The organism is Streptomyces sp. NPDC042336 (genome assembly GCF_055581985.1).
The window spans coordinates 307,864-330,097 of the sequence record NZ_JBVJEA010000003.1 but is presented as its reverse complement, the minus strand read 5'-3'; the positions used below and the strand labels follow the sequence as shown (position 1 = coordinate 330,097).

Annotated in this window: 15 protein-coding genes; 10 read left to right on the top strand and 5 right to left on the bottom strand. The window is 73.2% G+C overall.

The annotated features are described in order from the left end of the window. Positions 1–36 precede the first annotated feature (36 nt). The 4 genes from ACZ6IM_RS10125 (at position 37) to ACZ6IM_RS10110 (ending at position 3,994) form a co-directional block, all read left to right on the top strand. Entirely contained in the window at positions 37–927 is an 891-nt protein-coding gene (locus ACZ6IM_RS10125) for a 2-hydroxy-3-oxopropionate reductase (protein ID WP_052837551.1), read from the top strand. A 193-nt stretch (positions 928–1,120) separates the two neighbouring features. Then, on the top strand, positions 1,121–2,584 hold the full coding sequence (locus ACZ6IM_RS10120) for a catalase (RefSeq protein WP_469555709.1): 1,464 nt from the start codon (positions 1,121–1,123) through the stop codon (positions 2,582–2,584). A gap of 439 nt (positions 2,585–3,023) precedes the next feature. Further along, positions 3,024–3,275 (top strand): hypothetical protein, encoded by a 252-nt coding sequence (locus ACZ6IM_RS10115; protein ID WP_469555706.1) that lies wholly within the window; start codon positions 3,024–3,026, stop codon positions 3,273–3,275. Between the two features lie 68 nt (positions 3,276–3,343). Next, positions 3,344–3,994: a TIGR04222 domain-containing membrane protein gene (locus tag ACZ6IM_RS10110; protein WP_469555704.1), complete on the top strand. Its 651-nt coding sequence runs from the start codon at positions 3,344–3,346 to the stop codon at positions 3,992–3,994. A 71-nt stretch (positions 3,995–4,065) separates the two neighbouring features. On the opposite strand, the gene gcl is transcribed toward ACZ6IM_RS10110, so the two are convergent. Further along, entirely contained in the window at positions 4,066–5,850 is a 1,785-nt protein-coding gene (gene gcl, locus ACZ6IM_RS10105) for a glyoxylate carboligase (protein ID WP_052837547.1), read from the bottom strand. A gap of 147 nt (positions 5,851–5,997) precedes the next feature. On the opposite strand from gcl, the gene ACZ6IM_RS10100 reads away from it, so the two are divergent. Next, positions 5,998–6,699: a hypothetical protein gene (locus ACZ6IM_RS10100; RefSeq protein ID WP_469555701.1), complete on the top strand. Its 702-nt coding sequence runs from the start codon at positions 5,998–6,000 to the stop codon at positions 6,697–6,699. A 4-nt stretch (positions 6,700–6,703) separates the two neighbouring features. Here the strand turns inward: ACZ6IM_RS10100 and ACZ6IM_RS10095 are convergent, their stop codons facing one another. Both ACZ6IM_RS10095 and ACZ6IM_RS10090 read right to left on the bottom strand, forming a co-directional pair. Continuing rightward, positions 6,704–8,917 (bottom strand): trypsin-like serine protease, encoded by a 2,214-nt coding sequence (locus ACZ6IM_RS10095; protein WP_469555698.1) that lies wholly within the window; start codon positions 8,915–8,917, stop codon positions 6,704–6,706. A 74-nt stretch (positions 8,918–8,991) separates the two neighbouring features. Continuing rightward, complete coding sequence (locus tag ACZ6IM_RS10090) at positions 8,992–9,432, bottom strand: hypothetical protein (RefSeq protein WP_469555921.1); 441 nt, start codon at positions 9,430–9,432, stop codon at positions 8,992–8,994. 622 nt (positions 9,433–10,054) lie between these two features. Here ACZ6IM_RS10090 and ACZ6IM_RS10085 point away from each other — a divergent pair. From ACZ6IM_RS10085 to ACZ6IM_RS10075, 3 genes are all read left to right on the top strand, one after another. Continuing rightward, a complete protein-coding gene (locus ACZ6IM_RS10085; protein WP_469555695.1) occupies positions 10,055–13,432 on the top strand; it encodes an ALF repeat-containing protein in 3,378 nt (1,125 codons plus the stop codon). 101 nt (positions 13,433–13,533) lie between these two features. Beyond that, positions 13,534–13,914: a hypothetical protein gene (locus tag ACZ6IM_RS10080; protein ID WP_052837544.1), complete on the top strand. Its 381-nt coding sequence runs from the start codon at positions 13,534–13,536 to the stop codon at positions 13,912–13,914. Between the two features lie 59 nt (positions 13,915–13,973). After that, positions 13,974–14,453 (top strand): hypothetical protein, encoded by a 480-nt coding sequence (locus tag ACZ6IM_RS10075; RefSeq protein WP_469555692.1) that lies wholly within the window; start codon positions 13,974–13,976, stop codon positions 14,451–14,453. 108 nt (positions 14,454–14,561) lie between these two features. Here ACZ6IM_RS10075 and lbuL read toward each other — a convergent pair whose 3' ends face one another. Beyond that, positions 14,562–16,190 (bottom strand): linear/branched/unsaturated fatty acid:CoA ligase LbuL, encoded by a 1,629-nt coding sequence (gene lbuL, locus ACZ6IM_RS10070; RefSeq protein WP_469555689.1) that lies wholly within the window; start codon positions 16,188–16,190, stop codon positions 14,562–14,564. Next, positions 16,187–17,863: an isobutyrate:CoA ligase IbuL gene (gene ibuL / locus ACZ6IM_RS10065; RefSeq protein WP_469555687.1), complete on the bottom strand. Its 1,677-nt coding sequence runs from the start codon at positions 17,861–17,863 to the stop codon at positions 16,187–16,189. Before ibuL ends, lbuL begins: the two co-directional genes overlap by 4 nt. A 126-nt stretch (positions 17,864–17,989) precedes the next feature. Between ibuL and ACZ6IM_RS10060 the strand changes: the two genes are divergently transcribed. Together ACZ6IM_RS10060 and ACZ6IM_RS10055 are read left to right on the top strand one after the other, a co-directional pair. Further along, on the top strand, positions 17,990–18,841 hold the full coding sequence (locus tag ACZ6IM_RS10060) for a helix-turn-helix transcriptional regulator (protein ID WP_469555684.1): 852 nt from the start codon (positions 17,990–17,992) through the stop codon (positions 18,839–18,841). 164 nt (positions 18,842–19,005) lie between these two features. After that, complete coding sequence (locus ACZ6IM_RS10055) at positions 19,006–21,837, top strand: AAA family ATPase (protein WP_052837539.1); 2,832 nt, start codon at positions 19,006–19,008, stop codon at positions 21,835–21,837. Positions 21,838–22,234: the final 397 nt, after the last annotated feature.

Sequence of the window (22,234 nt, the reverse complement as noted above, 5' to 3'; positions counted from 1 at the left end):
AGGAATTCTTCACAGATTTTCAGAGAGGCACCCATCATGAGCACGCTCCCCAAGGTCGCCTGGGTCGGTCTCGGCATCATGGGCTCCCCCATGTCCGAGAACCTGATCAAGGCGGGATACCAGGTCACCGGCTTCACCCTGGAGCAGGAGAAGCTGGACCGCCTGTCCGCCGCCGGCGGCACCGCGGCCGGCTCGATCGCCGAGGCCGTGCGCGACGCCGACGTGATCGTCACCATGGTGCCCGCGTCGCCGCAGGTCGAGGCCATCGCCTACGGCCCCGACGGCATCCTGGAGAACGCCAGGTCCGGCGCGCTGCTGATCGACATGTCCTCGATCACCCCGCAGACCTCGGTGGACCTCGCGAAGGCCGCCGAGGACAAGGGCGTCCGCGTCCTGGACGCCCCCGTCTCCGGCGGCGAGGCCGGCGCCATCGAGGCCGTGCTGTCCATCATGGTCGGCGGTGAGCAGGCCGACTTCGACGAGGCCAAGCCGCTCCTGGAGGCGCTCGGAAAGACCATCGTGCTGTGCGGTCCGCACGGCTCGGGCCAGACCGTGAAGGCCGCCAACCAGCTGATCGTCGCCGTGAACATCCAGGCGTGCGCCGAGGCCGTGGTCTTCCTGGAGAAGTCCGGCGTGGACCTGAAGGCCGCGCTGGACGTCCTCAACGGCGGCCTGGCCGGCTCGACCGTGCTGACGCGGAAGAAGGACAACTTCCTGGCCCGCGACTTCAAGCCGGGCTTCCGCATCGACCTGCACCACAAGGACATGGGCATCGTCACCGACGCCGCCCGCAACGTCGGCGCCGCACTGCCGGTGGGCGCCGTGGTGGCCCAGCTGGTCGCGTCGCTGCGCGCCCAGGGCGACGGCGGCCTGGACCACTCGGCGCTGCTGCGGGCCGTGGAGCGCCTCTCCGGCGCCCAGGTCTGAAGCACCGCCCCTGGACCTCCGGGTGGCGCCGCCGCTGACACCTGTCCTGTCGCGCCCGAGCGGCGGCGCCACCCGGAACCACGTCAACCCGCTTCAACAAACTGTTGACGTGCCACTGTCTCAAATCTAGGCTCCACGAAGCGGAAACAAGTTTCCGCTGAACCCTCGCTCAGCAGGTCACGGAAGGTCCACGATGTCGCAGCGCGTGCTCACCACCGAGTCCGGTGCCCCGGTCGCCGACAACCAGAACTCCGCTTCCGCCGGCATCGGCGGCCCGCTCCTGATCCAGGACCAGCACCTCATCGAGAAGCTCGCCCGCTTCAACCGGGAGCGCATCCCGGAGCGCGTGGTGCACGCCCGCGGCTCCGGCGCCTACGGCCACTTCGAGGTGACCGACGACGTCAGCGGCTTCACGCACGCCGACTTCCTGAACACGGTCGGCAAGCACACCGAGGTCTTCCTGCGCTTCTCCACGGTGGCCGACTCCCTCGGCGGCGCGGACGCGGTCCGCGACCCGCGCGGCTTCGCGGTGAAGTTCTACACCGAGGAGGGCAACTACGACCTCGTCGGCAACAACACCCCGGTGTTCTTCATCAAGGACCCGATCAAGTTCCCCGACTTCATCCACTCGCAGAAGCGCGACCCGTTCACGGGCCGTCAGGAGCCGGACAACGTCTTCGACTTCTGGGCGCACTCGCCCGAGGCCACGCACCAGGTGACCTGGCTGATGGGCGACCGCGGCATCCCGGCGTCCTACCGCCACATGGACGGCTTCGGCTCGCACACCTACCAGTGGACGAATGCCAAGGGCGAGTCCTTCTTCGTCAAGTACCACTTCAAGACCGACCAGGGCATCCGCTGCCTGACCGCGGACGAGGCCGCGAAGCTCGCGGGCGAGGACCCGACCTCGCACCAGACGGACCTGGTGCAGGCGATCGAGCGGGGCGTGTACCCGTCCTGGACGCTGCACGTGCAGCTGATGCCGGTGGCCGAGGCGGCGAACTACCGCTTCAACCCGTTCGACGTGACCAAGGTGTGGCCGCACGCCGACTACCCGCTCAAGCGGGTGGGCCGGCTGGTGCTCGACCGCAACCCGGACAACGTCTTCGCGGAGGTCGAGCAGGCCGCCTTCTCCCCGAACAACTTCGTCCCGGGCATCGGACCCTCGCCCGACAAGATGCTCCAGGGCCGTCTGTTCGCCTACGCGGACGCCCACCGCTACCGCCTGGGCGTCAACCACACCCAGCTCGCGGTGAACGCCCCGAAGGCCGTGCCCGGCGGCGCCGCCAACTACGGCCGCGACGGCCTGATGGCGTCCAACGCGCAGGGCCGGCACGCCAAGAACTACGAGCCGAACTCCTACGACGGCCCGGTCGAGACCGGCCGTCCGCTGGCGGCCCCGCTCCCCGTGTCCGGCCACACCGGCACCCACGAGGCGCCGCTGCACACCAAGGACGACCCCTTCGTACAGGCCGGTGCGCTGTACCGGCTGATGAGCGAGGACGAGAAGCAGCGGCTGGTCGCCAACCTCGCCGGCGGCCTGTCCCAGGTGTCCCGCAACGACGTCGTAGAGAAGAACCTCGCGCACTTCCACGCCGCCGACCCCGAGTACGGCAAGCGCGTGGAGGAGGCGGTCCGCGCCCTGCGCGAGGACTGATCCACCGGCTCGCGCACGGAACCCGGCGGGGAGGCCGGGGCCGTGTGCGCGGCCCGCGCAGGCACCGGAGCGGCCCGGATGAGGGGTGACCGCCAGGTGCCGGCGCGGACAGGGCGAGGACCGCGGCGGCCTGCGAGCCAGTGCGGTGGTGAAGGGCACGGACGCTCCTCCTACGACCTGAGGGGAGGAGCCGTTCCGGCCCGTCGCACCGCCGCGGTCCCAGCCACCCGCCTCTTCGTGGAAGAGGCCCCCAAGACCCCGTCCGGCGGCGCGAACGACCTGTCGCGCCCAGCCTCGCGCCGCCGGACGGACACCACGTGAGGTGCTCCCACCGAGAACCTTCACCGGCCGAGCAGCGCCGGATGCGGACGGTCCCGCATCCGGCGCTGCTCGGCGTTCACCGGGTGCGGATTCCGCTCCCGCGCAGCAGCCTGGAGGCATGGCAACGGCACACCCACCCGAGCGTCCGCACATCGTGGTCCACTCCCCCGCCCTGGACGGCTCCCGCCGGGTCACCTCCGGCGAGGAGACCCTGGGCGTCGCCTCGCACATCGAGGACGTCGCCGAACTGCTGCGGCTGGCCGACCTGTACGTCACCGACGTGGAGGACAGCGACCTGGTCGAGTGGCAGGGCGGCGGCCCGGAGGACTGGCCGGGCCTGCACGAGCACCACGAGCACCGCGGCGACTGAACGCGCGTAGGAGTCCCCCGCAGCGGGCACAACCCCGGCACAACACGGGGCGCACGGGGGGTGGTGTCGTGGACGGTGGCACGGACATCGAGTGGGAGCCGCACCAGATCGCGCTGCTGGGCGGCGGGCCACCGGCGGCCGTCACGGTGGCGGTGGTGGCCCTGCACCTGCTGGGCGCCGTCGAGAACGGGCCGCGCAGGACGCTGATCGCGTCCGGGCCGGAGCCGGAGGACCTGGGGCCGTTCGAGGGGACCGTGCTGGACTGCCTGCACGAACCGCTCACCGCCCGGGAACTGGTCCGGCACCCGGACGTGCGCCTCGCCGTTGCCCTGACGCGCATCCCGCTCGCGGAGGGCGGGCTGCTGGGGCACCCCTGGCTGAGACCGACCCGCGGCGCCCGTCGGCGCGTGGAGCTGTGGCGGGAACGGCACCCGCTGCCCGCCGCCAGGCACGGGCTGACGGACGACGACACCCTGCTCGCGGTCGCCCTGCACGGCGACGCCGCCCTGCGCCTGCTCCTGCCGCGCTTCGCGCTGCGCACCGGGCTGGCGGCCCCGGACGGCGCGCCGTCCGGGGGAGTCCGCTTCTCCCTGGGCCGCGGCAGGTTCCCGAGATGGCGCGACGAGTACGAGGACTCGGTCTCGGGCGCCTGGGGCGGCGGCACGGACCACGGCGACCACGTCGGCGGCGGCTCGGGCGGTGGCGGCGGCACCGACTGAGCCCACGCACACGAGAGCGGCCCGCCCCGTGGAGGGGCGGGCCGCTCTCGACGCTCAGCGAGCCGAAGGGGTCAGACCTTCAGCGGCTTGATCGCGGTGGGGGCGTGGCCCGGTTCGGTCGCCACCTCCTCGAACTCCACCACGTTGGAGATGTCGTTCGTGCCCGACATCGAGATGTTGGTGACGCGCTCCAGGATCGCCTCGACGACGACCGGCACCCGGTGCTCGGCGGCCAGCTTCTTGGCCTGCTCCAGGGCCGCGCCCAGCTCGTTCGGGTCGGTCACCCGGATCGCCTTGCAGCCCAGGCCCTCGGCGACCTTGACGTGGTCGACGCCGTAGACGCCCAGCTCGGGCGAGTTGATGTTCTCGAACTCCAGGTTGACCTGGAAGTCGATCTCGAACGCCCGCTGCGCCTGGCGGATCAGGCCCAGGTAGGAGTTGTTGACCAGCACGTGCACGTACGGGATCTTGTGCTGCGCGCCGACGGCCAGTTCCTCCAGCATGAACTGGAAGTCGTAGTCGCCGGAGAGCGCCACGACCTGGGCGTCCGGGTCGGCCTTGGCGACGCCGAGGGCGGCCGGGACGGTCCAGCCGAGCGGTCCTGCCTGGCCGCAGTTGATCCAGTGCCGCGGCCGGTAGACGTGCAGCATCTGGGCGCCGGCGATCTGGGAGAGGCCGATGGTGGAGACGTACCGGGTCTCCGGTCCGAAGGCCTTGTTCATCTCCTCGTAGACGCGCTGCGGCTTGATCGGGATGTCGTCGAAGTGCGTACGGCGCTGGAGGGTGGCCTTGCGCTCCTGGGCGGAGGCGGCCCACTGGGAGCGGTCGGGCAGCTCGCCGGCCGCCTTCAGCTCGCGCGCGACCTCGACGAACAGCTCCAGGGCCGCCTTGGCGTCGGAGGCGATGCCGTAGTCCGGGGCGAAGATCTTGCCGATCTGGGTCGGCTCGACGTCGACGTGGACGAACTTGCGGCCGGCCGTGTAGACGTCCAGCTTGCCGGTGTGGCGGTTGGCCCAGCGGTTGCCGATGCCGAGGACGAAGTCGGACTCCAGGAAGGTCGCGTTGCCGTAGCGGTGCGAGGTCTGCAGGCCGACCATGCCGGCGTTCAGCTCGTGGTCGTCGGGCAGGATGCCCCAGCCCATCAGGGTCGGCACGACCGGGGTGCCGGTCAGCTCGGCGAACTCCACGAGCAGGTCGGCGGCGTCGGCGTTGATGACGCCGCCGCCGGCCACGATCAGCGGGCGCTCGGCCGCGTTGAGCAGGCCGATCGCCTTCTCGATCTGGGCGCGGCTGGCGACCGGCCGGTAGACCGGGAGCGGCTCGTAGGTCTCCGGGTCGAACTCGATCTCCGTCGTCTGGACGTCGATCGGCAGGTCGATCAGGACCGGGCCGGGGCGGCCGGAGCGCATCAGGTGGAAGGCCTGCTGGAAGACGCCGGGGACCTGCGCGGCCTCCAGGACGGTGACCGCCATCTTGGTCACCGGCTTGGCGATCGAGGCGATGTCGACGGCCTGGAAGTCCTCCTTGTGGATCACCGCGGTCGGCGCCTGGCCGGTGATGCACAGGATCGGGATCGAGTCGCCGGTCGCCGAGTACAGACCGGTGATCATGTCGGTGCCGGCCGGGCCGGAGGTGCCGATGCACACGCCGATGTTGCCGGGGTGGGTGCGGGTGTAGCCCTCGGCCATGTGCGAGGCGCCCTCGACGTGCCGGGCGAGGGTGTGCTGGACGCCGCCGGATGCCTTGAGCGCCGCGTAGAAGGGGTTGATCGCCGCACCGGGCACACCGAACGCGTCGGTGACGCCCTCGCGCTTGAGGATCTCAACTGCCGCTCGGGCAGCGGTCATACGAGCCATCGAGTACTCCTGATCCGGCTGTCGGATTCGCACTCCCGTCGCGCCCCGCGGTGAGCTTCGTCCGTAGCAACTTCCGTATAGCGAAATTTGTTTTCTACGATCTGGAAGTAATGTAAGTGGGCGGCCGGGGACCGTCAAGAGAGGACGATGGGGGTCATGTCCGAGACCATCTCGGTGTGCTGCACCGCCTGCGGGCGCCGGCACCGCTACACGGCACCGTCGTATCCCTGCGCGTGCGGGGCGCCCGTCGCCCCGGAGCTGGATCCGCGCGGGGACGCGACCGCGGTCACCCACCGGGCGTGGGACGAGGAGTGGATCGGGGTGCGCTGCGCGGCCTGCGGGACCGAGAGCCGGTGGCCGCGGCCGGAGCTGGGCTGCCCCTGCGGGACGGTGCTGTGCGTGCCGGTGGACCCCGCCGCCACCGGCCGGTCCGGGCGCACCCCGGGCTCACGGGTCCCGGCGCACCGGGCCGTCGTGATCCGCACCGCCCGCGACGCGGTCACCGCCGCCGTCCTGTATCTGCGCGGCCTCGGCCACCGGGACGTGCGCCGCGCCGACCAGCGTCCCCTGTCCGGCATCGGACTGGCCGCGCCCGGCATCGTCGTCCAGGTCGACCCGACGGTGGGCCCGGCCTCGGTGCGGGACGTGGAGTGCCTGTGGCTGACGGCCATGGCGGAGTCGGCGCGGGCCGTGTACTTCTCGCTCGCCGGGTACGGCGAGGCGGCCCGGGGCCGTGCCGACCTGCTGCACGTCGCGCTCTTCGTGCTCGAACCGTCGGGCGTGCCGCGCCCGGCAAACGCGCCGGCCGTGGCGCTGGACGCCACGGCCGGCTGGGAGGAATCAGGCTGAGCGACTACCTCGCCGCGTGCCCGAAGGCCGTACCGGCGGCCGGGAGGCCGCCCTGACCCGGCTGGTACACGGTGGGCGCGGCATTCGGCTCACCGAGGGTCACGTTGGACATCGGCAGGGCGTACAGCGCGCCGGTGGCGGTCGGACCGTAGGGCATGCCGACGTACAGGTGGGTGCCGGTGAAGTGGATGCTCGAACCGAGGCGCTGGTTGGCGCCCGGTGCGCCGGGAATGCCGTCTCCGTCGCCGGACTCGATCCACTTGTCGTTGGCGCCGGGCGAGCCCAGCATCGAGAAGACGTGCACCGCGCCCGCCTTGGCCGCCGAACCCAGGGCCTCGTCCGGGATGCCGACGGCCATCTTCATGGTCGCCGCGGTGCTCACCGCACGCGGCGCGGTGTTGACGGCGGTCAGCGTGGACCCGAAGTGGTCACCGGCCTCGGAGGCGCCGGAGACGTCGTCCTCACCGGTACCCGAGGAGTATCCGTCGAGCTGCGTGTAGGTGCCGGCCGCGGTGACCCGGAAGGTGGTGACGCCGCCCGTCTCCGCCTTGCTGACGCCGTCCACGTTCAGGGCCTCGCCCGGAGAACCGACCGCGAGGATCGACTCGTCGGCACGCGCCGCGCCCGACGGGCGGTACGGGGCGAGGGCCAGGGCGGCGCCGAAGCGGTCCCCGGCCTCGGCACCGCCGGAGACGGTGTCCAGGTCCTGGTCGAGACCGAACAGCGGGGTGGGCCGCTTCTCGCTGTTCAGCGTGTGCGAGAAGACCACGAGGTTGCCGGCGGCCGCGTCGGTTCCGATGGCCTCGTCGGGCGCTCCGATGGCGAGGTGGTTGGCGTCGGCGGCCAGCACGGCGCCGAAGCCGTCGTTCGCCTCCACCGCGCCGGGGACGTCCAGCTTGTCCTGGTGCACGGAGACGTTGGTGCCGCCTCGCACATAGAACGCCTCGCCGGCCCCGGCAGCACCGCTCAGGCCCTCACCGGGCACGCCGATGACGACGAAGGGCTCGCCGGCGGCCGTGGTGCCGGCGACCATCGCCTGCCCCATCAGGTCACCGTTCTCCGGCGTGGAGGCACTGATGGAGCCGTTGCCCGTGGCCTGCTGGAAGTGGGCGTTCTTGACGGCGCCGGTGCCGATGCCGCCGGGTGCGCCGTACAGGACGTCGGCCATGCCCGCGTCCGCGGCGTCACCGAGGTCCTCCCCCGGGGTGCCGACGGCCAGGTCCGTGCAGCCGTCCTCGTCGTAGTCGACGGTGTCGATGGACTGCCCGAAGAGGTCGTTGGCCTCGGCGCCGCCCGGCACCCAGTCGAGGTCCTGGTCGATCTGGGCCGTGCCCCTGCCCCCGCCGTAGACGACGCGGACCAGGCCCGCCTTGGCGTCGCCACCGACGGTGGCCTCCGGGTCGGCGACGGCTATGTCCTCCACGCCGTCGCAGTTGAAGTCGGTGATCCGGTTGGCCCCGGCCTTGGACACCACCCAGGAGCCGAGGTCGTCGACGCGGGAGACCACGCCTCCGGTACGCGTCTCGGCGGCGTCGATGCCGAAGCAACCGCCCTGGTATGAGCGACTGCTCAGGGCGGCCAGCTGCTGGGCGCCGTTCACGGTGCGCACCAGCGGACCACCGGTGTCGCCCATGCACGCGGCCGCACCGTCCTTGCCGGTGACCGTCGCGGTGGTGGCGGAGGAGGCGTCCACCGAGAAGACCCCGGTGTGCAGGTTCAGCGGAGCCCACTCGGTCTTGCTGCGGCCGTAGCCGGCCAGCGTCAGTTCCTCACCCGTGGTGGGCGCGGCGGTGGCCAGTGCGACCGGCGTGACGTTGGTGACCGGGCGGTTCAGCCGGGCCAGGACCACGTCGCGGTCGGTGCGGGGCACCAGCTCGACGACCGTACGGACGGCGCCGCCGGTGCCGGTGAGGTCGGCGCGGCCGATGGTCGCCGTGGTGGTCAGGGCGGGCTTGCCGGCCGGCACGGTAAGGCTCTCGGCGGGGTTCTCGGCGAAGCAACTGGCGGCGGTGAGCAGCCAGTCGCTGTCGACCAGGACGCCGGAGCAGCCGCGGTCGTGGTCGCCGACGATGATCTGGGCGGCGTAGGCGTGGGTCGTGTCGGAGTCGGAGGCCGCCGGGCCGGTCACGGCAGCCGCGGGGCCGGCGGTCAGCGCGATCGGTCCGGCGGCCAGGACGGCGGCGAGTGCGGTGAGACGCAAGGGTCTGGGATGCGGCATGGGTCGGCTCCTTGCTCGAGTAGCTGCGGGGCAGGGGGGCTGATCGCTCGTCACTGCTGGGGTTTCGCAGGTCACTACTTGGACGTCCTGATCTCCACCAGCATGTGCGGGCGTCCCTGCTCGTCGGCGCTCTCGCCCACTGCCTTCCACGAGTTGGCCGGGACGTCGACGGACTTCTCCTCCTCGCCGACGGTCAGGTCGACCTGGGTCGCGTACTCGTTCGTCTTCACGCCGTAGACGGACGGGATCTCCATCGTCAGCCAGCCGCTGTCACCGGTGACTTCGAAGCAGACGCTCGACGCCTCGCGCGAGTAGACCTCCAGCTGACCGGTGCCCGGCGCGCAGGAGGCCAGCACGATGTGCCCGTCGCCCCGCTTGAGGACGATGCCCTGCTCCTCGAGGACCTTGTCAGCCTGCGGATAGGCGAAGTCCTCGACGGCGTAGCCCGGAGCCTCGTCGGCGACCGCGCGCACGGAGGCCCCGCCCCGCTCGGCCGAGTCTCCCCCGCCGACCACCACCACCGCCGCCAGTGTCCCCGCGGCGACCGCGACGGCCGCGGTTCGCGCCAGGAAACGCCCCTTGGACCATGAGGCCCCAATTCGTGATCTGCTCTTCATTACCGTCCTACGGGTCGATGCGAACGCAATGTCCGGTACGCGTGGCGGAAAGGGCGGCACGGGACGGCTTCAACTCGCCCTCAGAACCCCCTGATGATTCCGCCACCGGACCGCTTGAAGGGGTTCCGGGACGCACCCGCACCCCTGCGGCCCCCCGATGGAAGTCGGCCCGAATAGTTTTGTCCAACCCTTCAACCACCACAAAAAGGTCACCCCGAACAACCCCATCGTGACCTGCATCACCCAAGAAAAGGTTGCCTTCTCAATTATGAAGATCCTGTGACCTTCTCATGGAGCAGAGGTGGCTATCCCTCAATCTGTACGCCGAACCGCTATCTCGGAATTACAATCCGTCAATTTTTTCCCGACGGAATAAGGGTGGCGATCCGGTGACGGACAGGTAATGTTTCGCCGCGCAACATGTGAAGCTGACGAGAAGTCAGTTTTGCTCTCCTGTATCAGCGTTGAGCGTTTCGTCCGCCAACACACTCGCGTATCCCGTACGGGAAGGATGCTCACTTTGTCAGCGTCACTGTGGAGCAGACGCCGCATACTCACCACCATCGCCGCGACGAGCGCCGTACCCGCCCTGCCCGGCGTGACGTTGCTCGCCGCCGGCCCCGCCGGGGCCGCCGAAGGCGACTCCGGAGACACCGACACCGATCTGCCGGACACCGATCGGGGCAGGGCGGTGTGGCAGTACAAGATCGGTGGTGTCGCCGTCCGCGAGGCGGCAGCCGCCGCCCTGACCGGGTCCCAGGCCGCCGTCTCCGCCTTCCTCACCAGTGAACTCCCCGTCGCCCAGGCGGAGGACAACCGCTTCGCCGTGCTCACGGGTCTCCCGCACGCGGGCAAGTCCGCCCAGCAGTCCGCCGAGGCCGCGCTGACGGCCGGCGACGCCGCCGTCACCGCCTACCTGACCGACGGATACGTCGAGCCGGTGACGACCGACCTACGGGTCTCGGTGCTCACCATCCTGAACAACAGCGGCCCCGCAGTGGCCCGCGAGGCCACCAAGGCCCTGGACGCGGGCACCTCCCAGGCCATGCGCACCTTCCTGGACGAGACCCAGTACACGGCCCAGGCCGAGGACGAGAGGGTCGAAGTCTTCACGATCCTCAACACCGCCTCCCCCGAGGTGAAGAAGTACGCCGAGCAGGCCCTGGCCGACGGGACGCCCGAAGCCATCCACCGCTTCCTGGTCTCCGGTCAGTTCATCGCACGCGCCCGCGACGAGGAGAGCGCGACCATCGAGCAGCTGGTCGCCGTGGTCGAGCGCGAGGGCAAGCAGGCGAGCCTGAAGTCGGAGCAGGCCGTGGCCGCTTCGGACCGGGCCAAGAAGGCCGCCGAGGAGGCGAAAGCCGCTGCTCAGAAGGCGGCCCAGGAGGCCCTGGCCGCCAAGGAAGACGTCCGCAAGTCGGCGCGCGCGGCCAACAACGCCGCCAATGCCGCACGGGGCGCGGCCAACGCCGCCAACACCGCGATCGCCGCCTCCCGCACGGCTCAGGCCGCCTCGGGCCGGGCCGCGCGGGCCGCCCAGGCCGCCGCCGCTGCCGCCGCCGCCGCCGGCAACGCGGCCTCCCGCGCCTACGGTGCGGCCATCGCCGCGTCCAAGGACGCGTCCAAGGCCTCCGCCGCGCGCAGTGCGGCCGAGGGCGCCCGGAACGCCGCTCGCCGCGCGCGCAGCGCCGCGACGGCCGCCGACCACGCCGCGGCGGCTTCGCGTCAGTCCTACGCCGCCGGAGCCGCCGCCGCGGGCGCGGCGCAGAACGCCGCCGTCGCTGCGAACGAGGCCGCGAACGCCGCCGCTTCGGCAGGCGTGGCCACGTCCCAGGCCGCCGCCGCCCGGCAGGCAGCCGCCGAGGCCAACGCCGCCGCCGCGCGCGCCACTCGGGCCGCCGGTACCGCCCGAAACCTCTCCGACCGGGCCGCAGCCGCGGCGGCGGTCGCACGGGACGCCGCCAACAGCGCCGCCGACCACGCCGACGCGGCCGCGGACGCGGCCGACGAGGCGGCCGAGCACGCCGGTGAGGCGGTCGAGTACGCCAAGCGTTCCACCGCCTACGCCGAGGCCGCGGTCAAGGCCGCGACCACGGCCGCCGACGCGGTCGAGGAGGCCAAGGCCGTAGAGGCCGCCGCGCGTGAGGCGGAGACCGCCCGCATCACCCAGGACACGGAACTCGGCGTCCTGGAGGCCAGACTGAGGGCGCAGGCCGAGATCGACGACGCCAAGCAGGCCGACAACCGGCGCACCCTGGCGGACCAGACGGCCACGGAGACGAAGAACGCGATCGCGGCGGCGGAGGCGGCGCTTCTGGCCGGCGACACCGCCCAGGCCGTTGCCGAGGGCCGCAGGGCCGCCGTACGGCTCCTGGACTCCGCCGGCAGCTGGACGCGTGCCGCAGCCGAGTTCGCCCTCGCCGGCGCCGACCAGGACGTTCTCAACTGGGTCGGCGCCGACCGGCTGCTCGCCCAGCGCCAGGACGACCGCGAGACGGTGCTGACCGTCGCGGAATCGGCGAAGCCCGCCGTCGCCGAAGCAGCCCACCGGGCGCTGGCCGACGAGAACGAGGACGCCCCCACCGAGTTCCTCGCGACCGGCGTCCTCGAGGCCGCGGCCACGGACAACCGCGTCACCGTGTTCTCCGTCCTGAACGAGGACCCGGGCCAGGCGGTCAAGGCGAAGGCCGAGGCGGCCCTCGCAGACGGCAGCGCCCTGGCGCTGCACCGCTTCCTCAACGTGGAGCTGGCGGAGGCCGTCAAGCAGGACGACCAGGTCGAGATCTTCCGCCTCCTCGACTCCGGCGGCCCCTACATGAAGTCTGCCGCGGAGATCGTGCTGGAGGGCTCCGCGCGCATGCGGCGGTACTTCGTCGCCCGTGACAAGTTCTACATCGCCCGGCTCGACGAGGACCACGCCACCCACGTGGCCGCCATCCGCGCCGCCATCGCCCACGCCGCGAAGGTCGCGGCGAAGGCGCTGGAGGACGCGGCGCTGGCGTCGAAGGCGGCCGCCGAGGCCCGGCAGGCCGCCGAGGAGGCCTCCGACTGGGCGGCGAAGGCGAAGGACCACGCCGCCGACGCCGCCGACGCCGCCGCCGAGGCCAAGGCCAACGCGGACGCCGCCGACCAGTCCGCGTCCGACGCGGCCAAGTCCGCCGCCAGCGCGTCGCAGGCGGCGACCGTGGCCCGCGGAGCGGCCCGGACGGCGAACTACTCCATGCGACAGGCTGCGGCGTCCGCCCGGGCGGCCGTCGCGTCCGCCGCCGAGGCGCAGGCCTCCGCCGCCAGCGCCCGGGCCGCGAAGCTGCAGGCCGGTGCCGACGCGGCGGCAGCCGCGGACGCCGCCAGCGAGGCGAAGGCTGTCGTGGCGGCGAAGCGGAAGGCGGAGGCCGCCGAGAAGGCGCGCCAGGCCGCGGAGAAGGCGGCGCAGGACCAGGAGAACGGGTCGAACCCCTCCCAGACCTCCGACCAGGACAAGCCCTGGTACTACGACTGGGAGCTGTGGCCGGAGGACATCGGTTCGGCCAAGCAGTGGGCGACGGTCACCGGGCACTGGAGCACCATCGCGGGCGGCGCCGGCGTCGTCCTCGGTGTGGGCGCCCTGCTCTTCCCGCCCGCCGCACCGGCCCTGCTGGCGGCGGCCGGCGCGGTCGGTCTCGTGTCCTGGGGACTGCAGGGGACGAGCGCCCTGCTCCACGGCATCGCCGACAACTGGCAGGGCAGCGACTTCCACAGCGCGCTCGGCATGTTCGCGGTGGGCGGCATCTTCCTCGGCAAGGGGAAACTGCTCAGCAAGTTCGGCGGCCTGGACGACGTAGCGGAGAACGTCGGCGCGAAGGTCTCCGGGGCCGTGAGTGACGCCACGACCACGGTCGTCGGCTGGCTGACCTGGTAGCGGACGCACGCAGCCGGCAGGGGTGGGACGGGATATGATCCCGTCCCACCCGAATGCCGCCGTCCCAGCGGTCCGCGGCGGCCCGGAAGAGGGAAGTGCCCATGCTGACGCCCGACATGTCCGTCACCCAGTGGTGGATCATGGCTGTCGTGTCCGGCATCGCCCTCGCCCTGGCCGCGCAGTCGCTGGCCACGAAGAGGTGGCAGCGCATCGCCGCGGTACTGCCGCCACTGGCCGGCGCCGCGGTCATCGGCGGGCAGACCCTGGCCCGGGACGGCGATGTGAAGCAGGCGCTCTTCCTGTTCACTCTGGTCGCTCTCGTCCTGGTGGTGCTGAGGCTGGTCTACGCCAAGTACTTCGCCCGCCAGCTCGCCCTCCACCGCGCGGGCCGGCCGGCGGACGAGGTGACGAAGGGTCAACTGGCCGTCTTCCTGCTCGCCTTCGTGGCGACGACGGCGCTGGTGGCCCTTCTCATCGGCTGAGCCGCCCTGCCCGGCCGTGTGACGGCCTCCCCCGCCTTCCCGACAGCTGAGGACCGCCCGTGCTCCTTCCGCTCGCCGTGTTCGCACTCCTGGTCTGCGACCTCGTCCTCACCTGCGTGCTCCTGCGGTGGCTGCCCGAGCGCCGGGAGCGGTGGATCGCCCTCGTGACGCTCCCCTGCGCGGCCGTGCTGACACTCGTCCTGTGGGCCGGTGCACGGCTGCCGTGGCAGGCGGCGTGCACGGCGTGCGCGGGTTTCCTGTGCGGGACGGTTCTGGCGCTGCTGCCGTTCCGGGGATGGGTGTCGTCGTGGACGCTGCCCGTGGCGGGGCCGGCACGCCTGCGCTGGTCCGAAGTGCTGCTGGTGCTGCTGGGTTCGCTGACCCCGCTGTCGACGAGGCGCACGGACGCGGCCCAGCGCAAGGCGTTCGCGGTCCGCGCGGTGGCGCGGGAGCGCGGCCCGTTCCCCCTTCCGATGGGCGCCGCCCTCCTCGTCCTGCCGGTGCTCTGCGCCGTGGGCGCCGGGTGGGCGGCCGGCTGATGCCGGCGGTGGACGGGCGACGGGTACGCGGGCGACGGACCCGGACTGCGGCTCCCCGGCCGCCGGGACGGCCGGACGTCCGTCTCCCGACCGCCCCGGTGAGGCGGATCAGTGGTTTCGCGGGGGCTCGGCGGTGCCGTACCGCTCCCTCAGCTCCACCTTGCGCACCTTCCCGGAGACGGTCATCGGGAAGGAGTCGAGGAGCTGGAGGCGGCTGGGCACCTTGTAGTGGGCCAGCCGCCCCTCGCAGTAGGCGCGCAGTTCCTCCAGGGTGAGCGGTTCGGCGGCGTCGCGCGGGACGACGCAGGCCAGCACCTCCTCGCCGTAGCGCTCGTGCGGCACTCCGACGACCTGGACGTCCGCGATCTTCGGGTGGGCGTACAGGAACTCCTCGACCTCGCGCGGGTAGATGTTCTCGCCACCCCGGATGATCATGTCCTTGATCCGGCCGACGATCTCCACGTACCCGTCCTCGCGCATCACCGCGAGGTCCCCGGTGTGCATCCAGCGGCCCGGGTCGATGGCCTCGGCGGTCTTCTCCGGCTCCTCCCAGTAGCCGAGCATCACGCTGTAGCCGCGGGTGCGCAGTTCGCCCGCCTCGCCGCGCGGCAGGGTCACGCCGGTGACCGGGTCGACGACCTTGACCTCGATGTGCGGCAGGACGCGGCCGACGGTGCCGGTGCGGTGTTCGAGGTCGTCGTCCATGCGGGTCTGCAGGGAGACCGGGGAGGTCTCGGTCATGCCGTAGCAGATGGAGACCTGCTCCATGTGCATTTCGGCGACCACCCGTTTCATCACCTCCACCGGGCAGGGCGAGCCGGCCATGATGCCGGTGCGCAGGGAGGTGAGGTCGTAGGAGGCGAAGTCCGGCAGGTTCAGCTCCGCGATGAACATGGTCGGCACGCCGTACAGGGACGTGCACCGCTCCCGCTGCACCGCCTCCAGCGTCGCCGCGGGCTCGAAGGACGGGGCGGGGATGACGATGCAGGCGCCGTGGGAGGTGGCGCCCAGGTTGCCCATGACCATGCCGAAGCAGTGATAGAAGGGGACCGGCAGGCACACCCGGTCCTGCTCCGTGTAGCCGACCGTACGGCCCACCCAGTAACCGTTGTTGAGGATGTTGTGGTGGGAGAGGGTGGCGCCCTTGGGGAAGCCGGTGGTGCCGGAGGTGTACTGGATGTTGACCGGGTCGTCGCAGCTCAGCTCGGCGGCGAGGGCGTCCACCCGCTCCTGCGGCACCGACGCGGCGGCCGCGGTGAGCGCGTCCCAGGACGGGTCGCCGATGTAGACGGTCTCGCGCAGCGCGGGGCACCGGCCGCGGACCTGCTCCACGATCGCCCGGTAGTCGCTGCTCTTGTGGGCGAGCGAGGCGACCAGCAGGGTGATGCCGGACTGCTTGAGGACGTACTCCAACTCATGGGCGCGGTAGGCCGGGTTGACGTTCACCATGATGACGCCGATGCGGGCGGTGGCGTACTGGACGAGGACCCACTCGGGGCAGTTGACCGCCCAGATGCCGACCCGGTCGCCCTTGGTGACGCCCTTGGCGAGCAGTCCCCGCGCCACCTCGTCGACGGCGGCGCCGAACTCGGCGTAGGTCCAGCGCCGGCCGGACGGGACGTCGACCAGGGCCTCGCGGTCCGGGTGGGCGGCGATCGCGCGGCCGAGGTCGGCGCCGATGGTGTCGCCCAGCAGCGGGGTGGTGCTGGTGCCGTGGGCGTAGGACGGTCCGGTCACCGGAAGTCCTCCTCGCGGTACTCGCTGACGGAACCGGCCGCCGTGGCCTCGCGCAGCTCGATGCGGCGGATCTTGCCGGAGACGGTCTTGGGCAGCTCGCCGAACTCCAGGCGGCGCACCCGCTTGTAGGGGGCGAGGGTCTGCCGGGAGTGCTCGAAGAGCACCTTCGCGGTGTCGGGCCCCGGCTCCCAGCCGGCCGCCAGCACGATGTACGCCTTCGGCACCGCGAGGCGCAGCTCGTCCGGGGCGGGCACGACCGCGGCCTCGGCGACCGCCTCGTGCTCCAGCAGGGCGCTCTCCAGCTCGAAGGGGCTGATCTTGTAGTCGGAGGCCTTGAACACGTCGTCGGCCCGGCCGACGTAGGTCAGGTAGCCGTCCTCGTCCCGCGCGCCGATGTCGCCGGTGCGGTAGTAGCCGCCGGCCATCGCCTCGGCCGTGCGGTCCGGGTCGCCGTGGTAGCCGGTCATCAGGCCGACGGGACGCTCGGACAGGTCCAGGGCGATCTCGCCCTCGTCGGCGCCGGGCGCGCCGGACACCGGGTCGAGCAGCTCGACGCGGTAGCCGGGGCTGGGGCGGCCCATCGAGCCGGTCTTCAGCACCTGGCCGGGGCTGTTGGAGACCTGGACGGCGGTCTCGGTCTGGCCGAAGCCGTCCCTGATGGTCCTCCCCCACAGGCGGCGGACCCGCTCGATCACCTCGGGGTTGAGCGGCTCACCGGCGGCGACGACCTCGCGCGGCGGGGCGGCGAGCCGGGTGAGGTCGGCCTGGATGAGCATGCGCCACACGGTGGGCGGGGCGCAGAAGGTGGTCACCCCGGCCCGGTCCATCTCGGCCATGAGCCGGGGCGCGTCGAACCGCGTGTAGTTGTACAGGAACACGGTCGCCTCCGCGTTCCACGGCGCGAACAGGTTCGACCAGGCGTGCTTGGCCCAGCCGGGCGAGGAGATGTTCAGGTGCACGTCCCCGGGCTTCAGGCCGATCCAGTACATGGTCGCCAGGTGCCCCACGGGGTAGGACACGTGGGTGTGCTCGACCAGTTTGGGGCGGGCGGTGGTGCCGGAGGTGAAGTACAGCATCAGCGGGTCGTCGGCGGCGGTGGGGCCGTCCGGGGTGAAGGCGTCCAGGGCCCCGTACACGTCCTCGTAGGGCCGCCAGCCGGGTGCCGTGGCGCCGCCGCCGACCGCGACGCGCGTGTAGTCGCCGGGCACCTCGTCGAACTTGCCGGTGTCCTCGGCCCGCGCGATCACGTGCTTGACCCGGCCGCGGTCGACGCGGTCGCGCAGATCGGCCGGGCCGAGCAGGGTCGTGGCCGGGATGACGACCGCGCGCAGCTTCATCGCGGCCAGCGCGGTCTCCCACAGCTCGGCCTGGTTGCCGAGCATCACGAGGATGCGGTCCTCCGGGCCGACGCCCCACTCGCGCAGGCGGTTCGCCACGCGGTTGGAGCGGGCGGACATCTCGGCGAAGGAGACCCGGACCTCGCGGCCGTCCTCCTCGACGATGTGCAGGGCGGTGCGACCGTTGCCGTCGGCGATGACGTCGAACCAGTCCAGCGCCCAGTTGAAGGCGTCGGGGCGGGGCCACCGGAACCCCTGGTAGGCGGCGGTGTAGTCCTCGCGGTGTTCCAGCAGGAAGTCCCGTGCGCTGCGGAACAGCTCCGTGGCCGTCGTCATCTGTCCTCCTCGGTGCCGGACCTTGCCGGGCGGCTCGGTGCCATCGTCTAATCCGTGATGTGGGTCTCACTACCCCCGAACGGGGGTGTGCGTCCCGGACGGCGGTCGCGAGGGAGGACGGGACGAGTGGCGGTGGACGCGGCGGACGCGGCTCAGATCCGCAGCGCGCTGGCGCGGCTGCGGCGCACGACCGGGCTGCCCGTCGCCTTCGGCGGGCTCGTGGAGTCCGGTCGGCGCCAGGTGCGCATCAGCGAGCTGAGCGGCACGGCCACGACGGCGCTCAGCGCGCTGGCGGTGACGGCCGGCAACGGGCTCGGCGGCCGGGCGGTGGCACTGTCGCGGCCGTGCGCGGTGACGGACTACTCCGTCTCCCGGCAGATCAGCCACGAGTACGACCTGCCCGTCGCCGCCGAGGGCCTGCGCTCGGTCCTGGCGGTGCCGGTGGTCGTACGGCGCCGGGTGCGCGGCGTGCTGTACGGCGCGCTGCGCACGGCCCAGCCGCTGGGCGACCGCACACTGAGCGCGGCCGTGGCGGCGGCGCGGGACGCGGAGCAGGCGCTGGTGCTGCGGGACGAGGCGGACGAGCTGCTGGCGGCGGCCGCGCCGCCCGCGCCCGGTCCGGCGGGCGGCGCGGGTGGCGCGGGTGGCGCGGCCTGGGAGCAGGTGCGGGAGGCGCACGCGGCGCTGCGGGCGCTGGCGCCGAGGATCACGGACCCGGCGCTGCGGGACGAGCTGCTGCGCGCGTGCGGCCTGCTGGTGGCGGGGGACGGTCCCGCCCCGGGGCCCCGGCTGGCACCGCGCGAGGTGGACGTGCTGGCCTGCGTGGCCGCGGGGGCGACGAACGGGGAGGCGGCCGGGCGGCTCGGGGTGGGTCCGGAGACCGTCAAGAGCTACTTGCGCTCGGCCATGCGCAAACTGGGCGCCCGCACCCGCACGGAGGCCGTCGCCGCCGCCCGCCGGACGGGGTGGCTGCCGTAGTCCGCGGTCCGGGTGCCCCGGGGCACCGGCCGGGCGTTTCTCACCCGATCTTGGTCTTGGGTGGGCTCGGCTTTGTTGTTCGGGTCACCTCGCCGTCCCCCGTCACGCGATGCGCGGTTGCCTAATATTGGCCCGGACACGACACACGGAGGGGAGCGGTCACCGTGCCACGGGACTTCGCGGACGCTGCCGGATGCCGCTCCGACCTGGTCATCGGGCGGGAGGAGTCGTTCGCCGCGGCGCGTGAGCAGCTCTCCCGGGGCGGCAGCGTGCTGCTGCACGGGCCCGCCGGAATCGGGAAGTCGACGGTCCTGCGCACCCTGGCCGCGGAGTACGCCCGCACGGCGCACACCGTGTTGCGCTGCTCGGCCACCGAGTCCGAATCCCATCTCCCCTTCCTCGCCCTCGCCGACCTCCTGGGCCAGGTCCTCGACGAGGTCTCCCCCGCGCTGCCGGCCGCCCAGCACACCGCACTGGAGTCCGCGCTGACCGGCCGCGGCGAGTCCACCCTCCAGCGCGACGGCCTCGCGCTGCGGCTGGCCGTGCTGTCCGCGCTGCGGGCCCTCGCCGCCGCGGGGCCCGTCCTGGTCGTCGCCGACGACCTCCAGTGGCTCGATCCGGCCAGCACGGAACTCCTCGGCTTCGCCGCCCGCCGCCTGGGCGACACCCCGGTGCGGCTGCTGTGCGCGGTGCGCACCGAGGGGCCCGAGACCCAGGACGCGGAGTACGACCGTCATCTGCGCACCTCGCCCCCGGACACCCGCGCGGTGCGCCTCGGTCCGCTGACCCGCGCCCAGGTCTCGACGCTGCTGGACCAACGCGGCTACTCGGGCCTGCACCGTTCCACCGTCCGCGACATCCACCGCACCAGCGGCGGCAATCCGCTGTTCGCCCTGGAGCTGGGCCGGGCCCTGGCCGAGAGCCCCGCCGCACCGCGTCCGGGCGAGCCGCTGCCGGTGCCGACCTCGCTGCGCGCCCTGGTCCTGTCCCGTCTGGAGATGCTGTCGGACGAGGCCCGCCGCACCCTGCTGGTCGCCAGCGCGGGCGCCCGCCCCACCCCGGCGCTGCTGCACGCGGCCGGCCGGGAGAACGCCGAGGCGGAGACGGCGCAGGCGGCGGCGCTCGGGCTGCTGGCACCCGACCCGGAGGGTCCGACCGTACGGTTCGCGCATCCGCTGATCTCGGCCGCGCTGTACGCCGAGGCCCCCGCGCCGGAGCGGCGGGCCGCGCACGCCGCGCTGTCCACGGCAGCCTCCGACCCGATCGAGCGCGCCCGGCATCTTGCGCTGGCCACCATCGGCACCGACCCGCAGGTGGCGGCCCGGCTGGCTCAGGCCGCGGCGCTGGCCCGGGACCGCGGGGCGCCTTCGGTGGCCGCCTCGCTGGGGCTGCTCGCCGCCCACCACACCCCGGCGGACAGCACTCCGGGCCCGGACGAGCGCCGGCTGACGGCCGCCGAGGACGCGATCACCGCGGGCGAGCAGGACCTCGCCCGCGACGTCGCCCGCGAGGTGCTGACCGGGGCCACCGCGCCCGGCGAGCGGGTCCGGGCCTGGATGGCGGTGATCGAGGCGGCCGGGCAGGCCATCGGCGAGGTGGACGCCGTCTTCCCGCAGGCCCTGGCCGACGCGGGCGACGACCCGCGGCTGCTCGCCCTGGTCCACTACCAGCTGGCCTGGCGCTCCCTGGTGGTGCAGGGCGACTTCGCCCAGGGCCGCGAGGAGGCCGCGCACGCGGCCCGGCTGGCGGCGCGGGCCGGGGACCGCCGCACCGAGCTGCTCGCGCTCGCCTTCCAGGCGCAGTCGGAGACGCTGATGGGCCACCCCGACGCCCCGGCGACCATCCAGCGGGCGCTCCAGGAGCCGCAGGACCCGCGGGTGGCGTGCCACCACAACGGGGCGGGCTCCTCCCGGTTCCGGTGGCTGGTGATGAGCGACCGGCTGGCGGAGGCACGGAGCACCGTCACCGCGCTGCTGCGCGAGGTGCGCCGGCGCGGCATGGCCGAGAGCGAGGTCCACTACCTGCGTTTCCTCGCGGAGACCGAGCTGCACTCCGGCCACTGCGGCCGGGCCCTGGAGCTGTCCCGGGAGAGCCTGACCCTGGCGCGCGACGCGGGCATCGGGGAGGGCGCGGGCGCGATGCAGGCCGCGCTCGCCGAGGCCGCGGGCGGCGACCCCGGCCGGGCCCTGGAGCTGGCCCGGGAGGCGGTGCGGCTGGCGGAGGGGGACGGCGACGCCGTGTACCTGCCGCGGGCGCTGGCCGCGCTCGGTCACGCGCACCTGGCGGCGGGCGACGCGGCGGCGGCCGTACGGGTGCTGCGCCGGGTGCGGGAGCTGGAGGCCGGCGCGGGCATCACCGACCCGGCGCGCGGCCGGTGGCAGGGCGACCTCGCGGAGGCCCTGGTGCGCACCGGGGAACCGGCCGAGGCCATGGACGTCATCGAGGTCACCCGGGCGCACGCCCTGCGGCTCGGACGCCAGAGCGTGCTCGCCGTCCTCGACCGGTCCGAGGCACTGGTGCGGGCGGCGCGGGGCGAACACCGGGCGGCGTTGGCGCGGTTGACGTCGGCGCGGGAGCGGCTGGCCGGGCTGGGGTTCGGCCTGGAGGAGGCCCGGGCGGTCTTCGCGCTGGCCGAGCTGCACGCCGAACGGCCGGGCCGGGCACCGGAGCCGGCGTCGTACGACGAGGCGGCGCGGCTGTTCCGGCGGTGCCGGGCGCTGCCCTGGCTGGGGCGGGTGGAGGCGGCCGTCGCGGCGCGGGCGGCCGGGGCACCCCCGGTGCCGGCCGCCGAGCCGGACGGTCTGGCGGGGCTCGCCGCGATGGAGCGTCAGGTGGCCGCGCTGGTGATGGAGGGCGCGACCAACCGGGAGATCGCCGCCCGGCTGTTCGTCAGCGTCAAGACCGTCGAGGCGACCCTGACCCGGGTCTACCGCAAACTGGGGATCAGGTCCCGGGTCGACATCGTCCGGCTGGCGGCGGGCCGGCGAGCCGACTGAGGACGGGCGTCCGGCGACGGCCGGGTTTACCGGCGGTGAACCGAGGGTTTTCCCTGCCCGGCGCCCCCTAGGGGGTTCCCTCATTGGGTGGCCCGGACCACCGGTTCTAGCGTGAGCACGTGCCGCTCGCCCGGGCATACGGGGATCTGTCCCGAGATCCCCGTGCAACCCCCCACGCCCGTGCGACCCCCCACCGGCAACCGCCTGAGGAGACTCATGTCCGTGCTCACCCGTTCCGGGCCGGCCGCCGTTTGACCCCTGAGGACCTCTCAGGCGCAAGACCAGGGGGCGGGGGGGGGGGGGCCCCCGCCGCCCCCCCCCCCCCCCCCCCACCCACGCCACGCCCCCCCCCCCCCCCCGGGGAGAGCACGCCGGCGCGAGCAACCGCGGCGGGAAC